General features: G+C 55.6%; 10 protein-coding genes. 6 read left to right on the top strand and 4 right to left on the bottom strand.

The annotated features are described in order from the left end of the window. Positions 1-16 precede the first annotated feature (16 nt). Together PVT68_RS00745 and PVT68_RS00740 are read left to right on the top strand one after the other, a co-directional pair. Positions 17-826 carry an SDR family NAD(P)-dependent oxidoreductase gene (locus tag PVT68_RS00745; protein ID WP_280320663.1) on the top strand — a complete coding sequence of 270 codons (810 nt, stop codon included), beginning with the start codon at positions 17-19 and terminating at the stop codon, positions 824-826. A gap of 26 nt (positions 827-852) precedes the next feature. Then, complete coding sequence (locus PVT68_RS00740; protein WP_280320662.1) at positions 853-1,680, top strand: hypothetical protein; 828 nt, start codon at positions 853-855, stop codon at positions 1,678-1,680. 29 nt (positions 1,681-1,709) lie between these two features. On the opposite strand, the gene PVT68_RS00735 is transcribed toward PVT68_RS00740, so the two are convergent. Further along, positions 1,710-2,330 carry a hypothetical protein gene (locus PVT68_RS00735; protein ID WP_280320661.1) on the bottom strand — a complete coding sequence of 207 codons (621 nt, stop codon included), beginning with the start codon at positions 2,328-2,330 and terminating at the stop codon, positions 1,710-1,712. A 449-nt stretch (positions 2,331-2,779) separates the two neighbouring features. On the opposite strand from PVT68_RS00735, the gene PVT68_RS00730 reads away from it, so the two are divergent. The 4 genes from PVT68_RS00730 to PVT68_RS00715 all read left to right on the top strand — a co-directional run bounded on the left by PVT68_RS00730 (position 2,780) and on the right by PVT68_RS00715 (position 7,527). Beyond that, entirely contained in the window at positions 2,780-4,096 is a 1,317-nt protein-coding gene (locus PVT68_RS00730; protein WP_280320660.1) for an MFS transporter, read from the top strand. A 141-nt stretch (positions 4,097-4,237) separates the two neighbouring features. Then, positions 4,238-5,074 (top strand): hypothetical protein, encoded by an 837-nt coding sequence (locus PVT68_RS00725; protein WP_280320659.1) that lies wholly within the window; start codon positions 4,238-4,240, stop codon positions 5,072-5,074. A gap of 12 nt (positions 5,075-5,086) precedes the next feature. Then, positions 5,087-5,983: an isocitrate lyase/PEP mutase family protein gene (locus PVT68_RS00720; protein WP_280320658.1), complete on the top strand. Its 897-nt coding sequence runs from the start codon at positions 5,087-5,089 to the stop codon at positions 5,981-5,983. Positions 5,984-6,012: 29 nt separating this feature from the next. Beyond that, entirely contained in the window at positions 6,013-7,527 is a 1,515-nt protein-coding gene (locus PVT68_RS00715) for an aldehyde dehydrogenase family protein (protein WP_280320657.1), read from the top strand. Between the two features lie 92 nt (positions 7,528-7,619). Here PVT68_RS00715 and PVT68_RS00710 read toward each other — a convergent pair whose 3' ends face one another. The 3 genes from PVT68_RS00710 to PVT68_RS00700 all read right to left on the bottom strand — a co-directional run bounded on the left by PVT68_RS00710 (position 7,620) and on the right by PVT68_RS00700 (position 12,057). Next, positions 7,620-8,063, bottom strand: a complete 444-nt coding sequence (locus PVT68_RS00710; RefSeq protein ID WP_280320656.1) for a DUF2141 domain-containing protein — start codon at positions 8,061-8,063, stop codon at positions 7,620-7,622. A gap of 255 nt (positions 8,064-8,318) precedes the next feature. Beyond that, on the bottom strand, positions 8,319-9,287 hold the full coding sequence (locus PVT68_RS00705; RefSeq protein WP_280320655.1) for a hypothetical protein: 969 nt from the start codon (positions 9,285-9,287) through the stop codon (positions 8,319-8,321). A 121-nt stretch (positions 9,288-9,408) separates the two neighbouring features. Further along, positions 9,409-12,057 (bottom strand): TonB-dependent receptor, encoded by a 2,649-nt coding sequence (locus PVT68_RS00700; RefSeq protein WP_280320654.1) that lies wholly within the window; start codon positions 12,055-12,057, stop codon positions 9,409-9,411. Positions 12,058-12,184 lie beyond the last annotated feature (127 nt).

The following is a 12,184-nucleotide window of genomic DNA, read 5'->3' as shown; positions in this document are numbered from 1 at the left end:
TCAGGGGAAATCAACCATGGCCAACGTCGTAATTACCGGCAGTAGCAAAGGGATTGGCTTTGGCCTCGGCAAGGCGTTCCTCGCCGCTGGCCATCACGTGTTATTCAGTGGCAGCCGCGAAAATTCCACTCAGGCTGCAAGGGAAAGGCTACAGCAGCAACTGCCGCAGCATGTCGCCAATGCGCGGTTTTTCCCGTGCAACACCTCAGATCACCCTCAGGTACAGGCACTCTGGGATTACGCATTACAGGAATTTTCACAGGTTGATATCTGGATAAACAACGCCGGGCTCGCACGCACCGGATGGAAAATCCTTGACATCCCGGAGTCGGAAATTCACAGCATGGTTCAAACCAATCTGATCGGCACACTGAACGCGAGCCGTGTAGCGGCCGCAGGCATGCTGGATCAAGGTGAGGGAAAAATTTTCAATATGCTGGGCGGCGGATCCGATGGAGAGTACTTTCCCGGCATGGGCATTTACGGCACGACCAAACGCGGCCTGGATTACTTTACCCGTGCGCTGGCAAAAGAGTTACAGGGTACTGGCGTTCTGGTCGGCAGGATTCGTCCCGGGATGGTGATTACCGAGGCTGTCGTCCGCGAAGCGCGGGACAACCCTGAGCGATTCAATCAGTCTCGTCGCCTGATGAACAACCTGGTCGACCAAGTGGACACCGTCGTCCCCTACCTGATGCAACGTATCCTTGCGACCAGCAAGAGTGGAGAAAAAATAGCCTGGCTGAGTGGAGGAAAAATAGCCCTGCGCATGCTCACCGGGCTATTTCGCAAGCGCCCAGACCAGTTTCTGCAGCACGGCCTGTAACAACTATAACGGAAGTGGAGAAGAATATGTCGATACATACGGATACAAAAACTATTGACCAGTTTCTGTCAGAAAACCCCAATGTGGATGTAAGCCGCGCGTGGGAGCGCTGCTGGGATATTCTCACCCGGGTAAAAAGCCGAATCGCCAGCCGCTTCGATCACCTCGCCCTTGAGCCCAACTGCGTAGACCGCGAATACTACCAGTCGCCCAACGGCGAGTTCGAAGGTTCCTTCCAGGCGTGGAGTGGCGGGGACTGCGAGTGGTTGGTGAACTCCTGGCTCGGCAACCGCAAGGCCAGTATCCTGGATATGAACGCCACCGCCTATTTAGGGCAGAAAACCGATGTGCCACATTTCGTGATGGTATTCGGCACCATTCCAAAACTGTTTTTCTACTTCGATTTCATGCCCCGGCGGAACCTGATGCTGAATATGGACTACCTGGACAAGTACTACGCACCCATCAATACCGAATATCTGGCGCTACGCGGCCACAAAAATTTCCAGTGGTCAGTGAGTCACGGCACCTACATGCGGACTCTGATCAACCCCTCTACCCAGAGCCTGACCGCAGACCTCAATGACAGCAATATTTCCATTCTGGAAGACTACGCGGAAAGCATGCTGGAACACTGGCTGAATTGGTACGACACAGCTCCTGAACTGCCGGAATCAGAGCGCCCGCTACTGCGCAGCAGCGACCACACCCTGCGCAGACTCTGCTACGAACGAGATCCGATGAACAAGCTGGCTGAACAGGTATTTGGCACCGAAGGCGTGCAGCAGATGCTGTCATTGCGGATGGGGGAAAGCCAGATGCACAGGGTCGCCAGTCAGGCGACCCCATATTGACGATTACTATTTAGACAACACGTTTTTCATCAAGGTGCTGTGGGAGCACGAACCTCTCCCAGCACCAATGCCCGCAGGTACTCTGGCGCGATGCTGTGGCAATAGTGGGTACCCATAAAGCTGTCCGGCATTGGTATCCAACGGGAATACTCCGCATGCAGAGCCTTGCTGCGCAGCACCAGCACACTGCTCTCCTGGTACGCCGGCTGGTAGGGAAAAGCCCTGACCCACAGAGGGCCTATGTACACGTTATCTTCGTCTTCCAGGCGAATACTCTCCCGCGTCAGCGCTGTTTCCGCCACCTCCTCGCCCTCTCCATCCGTTGCACGTTGCAAATCTTCGTATACCGCGTCCAGCAGTGCCGCCGTCCACTGCTGGCACGTGCGATCTTCCTCTGCGGCCAGGGGCGGATCTTCCCCGCGCCCGTCACCCTCGGCGTATGCCGTACGGATGCGCTCAGCAGTTTTAAGCTTGCACGAAACAGTCACAGGAAAGGGCTGCTCAGTGTCCGCCAACTTGTACCCTACAAACTGATGGGTTACCAACGGCTTGGCTGTGGGCTTGGATTTTTTAAACCCCACGTCGTAATCACCTACGGCGTAGAGACGCGTCTGTGCCGACAGAGTGGTACCGGCAATAAACTGCTGCATGGTGCCGCAATAGTCGGGCCCAGTAACGAGCGGTGGCTGAACGGTCCCACCTGCTTCTGATCGAACGCTCTCAGCGCTCGCCCCCGCGACAATGGCAACACTGGCGAGCGCACTTAAAATTACCCTACAGCAGAGATTCATGTTCCTGTCCCTTTAAGAATTTGAGTCTGGTACAACGTTTGCACATGACGCGCCGTGAATGGCTTCGCTTTACTACGCCCGGGAGCATAGGGCAGATCAGTTGGTCAACAGCAGTTCTACCTCAGTGGGCATCCGGGAAGTTGATAAAAAGCAAATGACAGATCCACCCGGATTGCTACATTCTGTACCTGAACAGGCCCGCAACGACAACAGCAATCGAAGATCGGGCCTACCCAGCTCTGCCAGCAGGCAGCCCGGACAACCTCAAGTCCGGACAACAGAGAGCCCTAAATACAAAGAGCCGTGCCATGGATCACTCCCCTCGCCTGCTCGGGGTCACCCTGAGCGATGCCATCCGTCCACGCCATTTCGTGGTGTACCTGATCGCGGTGTTTGTTTCTTCCGGCTACGCGGGGGCACTGGCGATTTTGCAGCCAGGCCTGCTCGCGGTGATGGCCATTGACCAGCAGGCCCAGGCGGTTCTGACAGGCTACCTCGGCGCCCTGCAGGAGCTGGTGTTCATTCTACTTCTCGGCACCTTCGGCACACTGTCAGATCGTATCGGACGGCGTCCTGTATATATGTTCGGTCTATTGGTTACAGGCCTCGGCTTTGTGCTCTACCCCCACGCCACGAACATCGCTCAGCTGGCATTGTTTCGTCTGGTGATCGCCATCGGCAGCGCCGCCATGATCGGAATGATGGTCACGGTGGTGGCCGACTACGCTGCAGAGCAGTCCCGCGGTCACGCTAATGGCCTGCAGGGCCTCACCGCTACCCTTGGTGCATTTATTCCGCCATTACTTGCCATACTGCCAAAAGTCTTTGCCGGACAGGGCTTCGACGAGCTTACCGCGCAGAAACTGACTTTCGCCAGCGCTGGCGCCCTGGGCGTGGCCGCTTCAGTATTGGTCGCCCTGGGCCTGGCTCCAAAGTTAACCGCCGCAACTCAGCGTACAGCAAAAGCCTCAGGGAACCTGTTTGCCGATATGCTCGCCGGGCTGCGCGCCGCCCGGGACCCGCAAACCGCGCTGTCTTACGGAGCGGCATTTATTTCTCGCGGCGATCTGGCGGTGACCGGGGCTTTTATTTCACTCTGGCTGATCCAGTACGGTACACAGCAATTGGGAATGTCGCCCAGTGAAGCCATGTTTACGTTGGCGGTTCCGCGCACCCTCGCAGTAGTGGTCGGTGCGCTGGTAGGCTCAATCCTAATGGGGCAGATAGCCGACCGAATCAGTCGCGTCGCCGCTGTCGCCCTTGCTTCCGGACTCGCCGCCGTTGTCTACGGTGGTGTCTTTATGATCAATGACCCGACCGCAGACTGGGTAATGATCTTGCTCTGGGCAATGGGTATTGCCGAGATCAGCGCGTTCGTAAGCAGCCAGGCACTAGTAGGACAGCAGGCACCCGCAGCACAGCGCGGCGCGGTGATCGGGTTCTTTGGTGTCGCCGGGGCGGTGGGAATACTTGTGGGAACGTCTGGCGGCGGACTGCTGTTTGCCCATGTTTCGCCCAGCGCCCCTTTCGTACTGTTTGGCTTGCTGAATGGCGTAGTCTGTCTGTGGAGCCTTGTTCTGTTGCGTAAACCCGCAATGGATGGCGCCACTCCAGAGGGGGCATGAGCTACCCTTCTCTGCAAACTTTACAACAGCCGCACCGAGCGCCCCCGAACACAGCCAGGCGGATTACAGAATCAAAACCGCAATCCGACGATTTCCGTTCGGGATTTGCAGATTTATTAGCACCAATTGGGAAGTACCACTGTGACTGACGCAAAGCAGAAACTCACCAAGGAATTCGCCGCACACCTGGATGGCGATAACCATATCGACACCAGCGAGACTTATACCGCCGTGCTGGCGACCCGAGATCGCGTCTGGGAAAAAATTTCTTCAGCCCTGTCATTGCGCGAAGACACCCGCTGTGCCGATCTTCACCAGTTCAACACCCTGGAAGGAGAACCCATTGGTCGCATGCGCACCTTCACCGGCGATGCTTCACCGATTGACTGGGTGATCCACTCCAATATCGGCAGCCCCCAAAAAACCTTCACCAATATTCATCTGACGATATATGTCGATGACAGCGTAGACGTCCCGCACCTGGGCATGGCCTTCGGCACCCTGCCGGACGCGTTCTTCTATGTCGATCCGATGCCGCGCTACGAAGTATTGAGCGAGCCTGGCTACCTGCAGAAATACCTGGCGCCATTGAATGAAGCCTATATGGCGCTACAAAATGAACTGTTTGAAGCCGGTGTCAAACCTTTCAACCCCGCCATGCCTTTCATCCGTTCCAGTCTCTCGCCGGTAGCGCTCGCCGGTGTCGTACCCCTGGCGTTTTATCTGGAAAAGGTGGAACCCAAAATCTTCGCCTACGTCGACCACTGGATCGAGCTGGTCAAAAACGCGCAGCCGGTTACCGATACCGACGAACGCGCGCGACTGCGCGCACGCGATGAACGCGTCCGCCGCAACATCGTGCACCTGGACCCGGCAAATCCCATTGCCGAACGCCTTGTGGGCAAAGACACCGCTGACCGGCTGGTTCGCATTCTGTGTGGAGATGAGCGCGAAAGCTCTCCCGCAGAAACAGTCTGACAGGAGTGTGGAATGACCGGCAACGCCATTACCCGCCCCTTGTCCGAACCAAACCTGGCAAATTTACTGGGGGCTGGTAACGTTCTCCAGGCACCAGGCATTTACGATGGCCTGAGTGCTCGGCTAGTCGAGCAGGCGGGCTTCGAGGCGGCATTTATATCTGGGGCCTGTATCTCCTTTTCGCGATTTGGTCGCCCGGACATGGGGCTTGTCAGCGCTTCCGAAGTGGCAGAAACCGTTGCCGTCATCCGCGAGCGCACGGCCCTGCCCCTGATCGTGGATATGGATACCGGCTTTGGCAATGCGCTGAATGTACAACGTACCGTGCGTACCTTCGAGCGTGCAGGTGCGTCGGCTCTGCAAATGGAAGACCAACTGATGCCGAAGCGCTGCGGCCACATGAGTGGCAAGCAAGTCATCAGCACACGGGAAATGGAAGGTAAAATTCGCGCGGCTCTGGATGCACGCAAAAGTGACCAGACACTGATCATCGCCCGCACCGATGCGCTGGGTGTCAATGGCCTTGAAGACGCGATGGAGCGAGCCGAACGATATCTGCAAGCGGGCGCAGATGCACTGTTTGTGGAGGCACCGCAGACGCTGGCGCAAATGCAGGAAATTGGCCGGCGCTTCGGTGATCGTATCCCCCTGGTGCATAACCTGGTGGAAGGTGGCAATTCTCCGGTAGAGAGTGCCGGAGATCTCGCCCCCCTGAAGTACCGGATCGCACTCTATCCCGCGTCCCTACTCCACCTCTTCCTGCCGGCGGCACAGCGGCTGCTCCGGGATCTGAAAGCCCATGGTCACGTGGGCGAACATCGCCAGCGCATGGTAGACCTCTCTGCAATCAACGACCTGCTGGGCGCGGAAGAGTTGCTCAATGCCGGCAAAATTTATCAATACGAATAACCAGAAACGCTCCAGGACGGTAAAGATTTATGCACCGCGACCCTGTTACCTCAAGCGACATGAACAACGCAACCTATTCCGGGCAACCGCTGCCAGAACTGCAAAACTATATCGACGGCAACTTCTCGACACCGGCACAGGACAAGCAGCTGACGCTCACCGATGCCAACACCGGCCAACCCCTGCAAGTACGTCGCAGCTCCGACCGCGAGCAGATCCAAAGTGCCCTCGAAGCTGCGGACCAACTTCACGCCCAGGGAAGCTTTGAAGAAATGTCAGGGGTGGAACGCGCCGAGCTGTTGGAGCGTGTCGCGGATGAGTTGGCAGGCGATGACTATGCCGATATCATCAGCCGCGCCGACAGCCTGACTTCCGGTGCCATCATTCGCACCACCCGTAAAATGGCCAAACTTCTGCCGCTGGTTTTCCGCGGCGCCGCCGCCTACCTGCGCGCTGGCCATCTGGACAAATTGGTGCCCGGTCCCTGTGGTGACGTGGAATATCTACGACGCCCCTGGGGACCGGCACTACTCATCGCACCGTGGAATGGTCCCACAGCCATCGGTTCCCACAAGGTCGCCAGCGCACTCGCCGCCGGCGCACCCTGTATCCTCAAGCCCTCAGAGTTTACCCCCCACTCCGCGATCATGATGGCCCGCGCCATCCACAAGGCCGGCTTGCCAAAGGGCGCCTTCCAACTGACCCTCGGCGATCGGACTATCGCCGGACAGATGGTCGAAGATCCGCGAATCAAGGCAGTCTCTTTTACCGGGGGGCTCTCCGGTGGCCGCGCCATTGCGCGCGCCTGTGCCGACGATTTTGTGCCCACGCAACTGGAACTTGGCGGCAACAATCAACTGGTGGTGTTTGAGGATGCCGACCTGGACAAAGCGGCCACCGGTATTGCCTATGGCCTCACTAACCTCAATGGCCAATGGTGCCGCGCACTGGGGCGACTTCTGGTGCATGAATCCGTCAAGGAGCGCCTGCTCGACAAGGTACTGTCCATTCTCGCGACCATCAGGCTCGGTCACTCACTGGATGAAGAAAGTGATATGGGCCCGCTGGTACACAAGGGTCAATACGACCAGATACAGCGCGATCTCGAGCGACTCACATCCTGTGGCGGTCGACTGTTGAGCGCCACCCCACTTCCACAGCTTCCGGGTTATTTCATTGCGCCGACACTGGTGGATGACTGCAACGCAACTGACACCCGCGAGGAAGTATTTGGCCCCGTGGCAGCAGTGCATACCTTTAAAGATGATAGCGAAGCGCTGGTACTGGCAAACGGCACCGACCTCGGTCTGGCCGGCTATGTGTACAGTGAAAATACCGAACGCGCGTTTGCTTTCGCCCGCCGCATGCGCACTGGAGGAGTAAAGATCAATGGCTACAGCCTGTTAAGTATTGGTGAAGGTACTCCTCGCAGCGCCTGGGGACTATCCGGTCTCGGGGAAGAAGGCCACGCCCAGTCCATCGAATTCTTTACCGGTGCCCGGGTGATCGGTATTTCGCCACAGGATCTTCTCGGCGGAAAATAATTGAAGAAATCGGTGGTCATAAAAAGGCCCGCACGAACATCCGTGCGGGCCTTTTTTAGAGCGGTCATTTGTCGATGTGTAAATCGATCAACTCAATCGATCAACTCAATTGTTGTAACCTGCTGCGGCTCTGCCACCTCCATCGCCGCCTTGGCGAATTTTGGTGGCCCAAACTTGGGCACGTGATTGTTAGACAACCCCATTGGCTCTGACGGAATGCCAAAAAAACCATGGTCCAGCTTGCCGTTGGCATTGTCATCGTGATACACAGCAATGGCGTAAGTCCCATAGGGCAGCTCCAGTTCCACTACCGCGGCGCCATCCTTTAACAGCCCCTCGAGCACAACCTCTTTGGACAGAACCTTGGTGTCGCCCAGAAAGGTCTCTTTCGAGTCAAACACGTTGATAAACAGGTTTCCGGTTGTTGACTGGATATTTTTTACAGTCAACGTAAGACTCGACGTTTCGGCCAGGACACCCACACTCGCCACAGCCAGTACTGTGGTGCAAACAGCTTGAATGGTTTGTTTCAGCATAACTTTTCCTCGCCAGTTGTTTCTGCGTATTTTTTTGAAAAGGCAACCCGCAACTATTGCGGTTATTCCCGTGGAAATTCGTGAAAGTGACAAGCCAGGCCCGAAGCACATACTTCATGTACGTGCAGGAACATCAACCGGTTCACTTAGCGGGCATCGCGACGCCAATTGTGCCGACAACCAAGTATCGAAACATGGCAAGGTTTGGAATGCACGGGCAAACATGGAGTTCCCCCATGCATCCATGGAATCAAGTCAGAGGGATTTTCCGGTTTCCGGGTTTACCGGCGTCTTCCAGAACAACACAGCCAGAGCGATGTAGGCGCCAATAATCAGGCTAGCAGTGATTGGGAACTCCAGGTAGTGCACCCAGGGCTCACGAAACCACTTCCACAACACCGTCTGCTCCGGCAGGAACCAGAACACACCAGCCACCGCAATGGCGTAGCGAATCGCCAGCCCTACCTCTCGCTGCTTGAATTGTTTGAGAATGATATATCCCGCCCAGAGTGCAACCGCGACGGTAGTAATGTATGTAGCAATGTGGTGGAGGCCAAAAACACGCTCGTCATTCACAAATAGCATGAGGGTATACATAAACCAATTGACAAACATTACTTCCATTGCCGCCACACGCGCGTATTGGGGTTTATAGCCCTGGGTCGGCTTACCCGGACGCAGTCCGAACAACTTCCGCACCCAGAGAATCAACCGGCAGCGAATATCCTTGTTCAAGCCCATGTAGATCATCAGCATGACGCAAAACAGCGTTGAGCTCTGCAGGAATACATGCTCCCCCATAAAATAAGGACGCGGAATTGAAGTGTCACCGGAAAACAGAGCCGCTAACTGATTCTTATCCAGGTACTGAATACCAGTATCTGTCGCAGCCAGCGCAAAATTATTATTGGCACCAATAAAGTGCAGATACATTTCAAACCAGAACACCCAGATCAGGCCGCCGCCCATAAACCCCAACCAGGTCCCGCGTACTTCGTTTTTGTCCAGCCCTTTCCACACCAGGAAGAGACCAAAGGCTCCAACAACAAAGGCCACACTATAAGCGATCGATTCCGGTATACCGGCATAGATCAATGTGACCAGATAGATGTGGGCGATCATTTTTTCCAGCAATACCCAGGCAAAGGCCAGGCCACCTACATAAGGCGCGCTGTAATACCAGGGTCGCTCCGCCAAACGGGCGTCAAGGGAAACGGCGGTCATTGGAGTACCTCTTATGATTTTATTGTTCAGTTTTTATCGTTCATGCGACCCGCATAAAGGCCCAACCGGATCATACTCCCAATCCGGAGCGATGGCACCACCGCTCCGGATCGAGTGTTCATCAGAAGCTGTAGCTTGCGCGCAGTCCGACGGTACGCGGGTTGGGCAGAATCAGGTCCACGACCTGTGCGGTAAATGCCCCGGCTGGCAAATGTCCGTAACCCACATTGTTGATACCTGATTTGACCTTATCGTCATCCAGCAGGTTATTAATGTACAGGACCACATCCAGATCCTGCCAGCTCACGCCACCCTGGAAATCGACCAGCGTATACGCTGGCAAGTAGGCATTATTCCCTCTATCCAGATAGCGCTTTGACTCGTAGTTGGCCAGTAGCTCGGTAAAGTAACCGGCTCCATTGGCGAACTCACCATCATAGCGGATAGAGGCGAGAGCCGAGGTTTCCGGTGAGTTGATGAACTGATTACCGGTGTAATCCCCATCCTCGGTGCCGGTCCAGAGTTTGTCGAGTGTTCCAGGATTACCGACGTCCGCAATCCGGAAATCGTCGAAGCGACTCTTGACTCCGGTATAGGACGTGACAAATGTCCAGTTACTGGAAGGACGATAAACCACCCCCAGCTCCACGCCTTTCAGTGAACTCTCACCCACATTGGTCACGGCAGCGTTCTGAGCACCGGTATTTACATCGGCCACAAAATAGGAAATTTGCTGGTCTGTGTAGTCATACAGAAACGCGGAGGCAGTCAGCTGCAGGCGGTTGTCCAGCATACTGCCCTTGTAGCCCACTTCGTACACGACAAGTTCTTCCGGGTCGTATTCACCGATAGAAATATCGCCGTTGCCATCGGTGGTGGTCATGCCACCGGGTTTAAAGCCCTCTGCCGCAGACGCGTAGACCATGGTGTCATCGCTCACTTGCCAGTCGATGCTCGCACGGGGAACAAAGGCAGTATCGGTGCGCGCATAGGTTTGCTCCTGTGGCTCACCGGGCATAAATGTCACCGGGTCAAAGTAAGGTACACCCATCAACCCGTTGAACTGCGTGGACAGCGGTACGCTGCGGTAATCGATATCTTCCTGCAGATAACGACCTTCCAGCGACGCGCGCACAGACTCGGTAATGTTGTAATTCAGTGCGAAAGCCGCTGAAAGATGTTCTGTCTCACGCGACATGGGGATCGGAAGATCTACCGGACTGGTGCGATGATCCACCATTCCCATTCCACCGAAGTAACTATCCAGATAGGCGTCCCAGAACGCCTTGTCAACCCCTTCGCGCAACCACCATTTCTGGTTCATCACCGTATCGAGTGTCTCACGCCAGTAAAGCGCACTCACCTGCCAGTCCAGCTTCTCCGAAGCACCAGACAAGCGGAATTCCTGGCTGAACTGCTCGCCATCAAACGTGGTGTCACTGTTGGAATTTACCCCGTACTGCGTGTATTCACCGGGGTAGCCGGGAAAATATGTGGGGTCAAACGGATGCGAAATATAGGCGCCGGTACCTGGGCCCAGAGACTGCAGCGCGTAATCGGTGCGGTCAAAATCTTCCTGCACTCGGGAATCGTTGTAATTGATACCGGTCAATGAAACCAGATCAAAACTTTCGGTATTCCAGGCCAATTCCAGGGTGGTGCGAACACTGCGCACCTGGGTCCCGGCAAAGTCTTTTCCGGTGAGAGGATCTGCAGACAGGTCGATTTCACTTTCGCTCGCGCCACCCACGTTACCGGAAAAAATCGGTGCGCAGGCTACCGGCATGCCAATCATGTAGCCATAGGGCGTCGCCGTAGCACAATCGGCAGCAGTAGCACCCCGGCCAGGCACGGGAACCATTACGGTGTTCTCCCCTACCGAACCAAGAAGTGCAAAATCACCAGGCGCTGAGCCGGTGTTGACCAGACTTTCACGCTCCACGATAGCGCGAGGAGAATAATGTTCTTCGCTGTATTCCCCGCGCCAGTAAGCGGAAAACGATTCAGTAGGTGTCCAGAACAGCGCTGTGGCAATACCCTCAGACTCTGTGCCTCCCAAATCGCCGCCAGTATTCGGGTTTTTGTAGTAACCATCGAATTCTGTCTTGGCCAAATTGATTGAGCCTGCCAGGACATCCGAAATCATTGGTACATTCGCGGCCACTTGCAGTTTCGCGAATCCCTGATCATTGGCGTCCACGCTGACGGAGGTTTCACCAGCGTCACCCGGGCGCTTGGTAACGTAATTCACGGCACCGGAAAAAGCCGAACGGCCATACAGTGCGCTCTGCGGGCCCTTCACCACTTCAACGCGTTCCAGATCCATCAGGCTCAAGTTCGGCCCTATGCCGCCACCGGCAGAAGTCATGGATTCTGAGGAAATATCTATGCCGTCCACAAGGATCGCCACATTGGAGCGACCGCGAGTGGAAGAAAAGCCACGCAGACTGATACGAGTGTCGTTTGGCATCAAGCCGGTTTGAAAGTTCAGGCCCGGGGTGTAGCGGGCAACGTCGTCCAGTGTCGAGATGCCTTTCTCCATCAGTGCCTGACTGCCCAGTACATCGATGGCCACCGGCACAGTATCAAGAGTTTCTTCACGCTTCCGCGCAGTCACCACCACCTCTTCAATGGCAAAGTTCTCGCCACGAAGTGCAGTAACGTTTTTATTGTGATCCGCTTTGGAATCCTGAGCGTACACAGGAGTAACCAAAGTTCCTGATGAAAAAATTGCCGACGCCACTGCCAGCGTTAAAGGTTTACGGTACATATCGGCTCCGCTTATTGTTATCTAGAGGTACAGCTTGTTAATGGCTAGCAGAAGGCGTTACCTCCACATTCCGCATATGTCGTTCATCACCTGCTTTTGCATCCAATGCACACGGCTTCAGCCGCTT

This window comes from Microbulbifer bruguierae (assembly GCF_029869925.1).
GTDB classification, from domain to species: domain Bacteria; phylum Pseudomonadota; class Gammaproteobacteria; order Pseudomonadales; family Cellvibrionaceae; genus Microbulbifer; species Microbulbifer bruguierae.
Note: the sequence above shows the minus strand (reverse complement) of the source record. Positions and strands in the feature narration are given on the sequence as shown.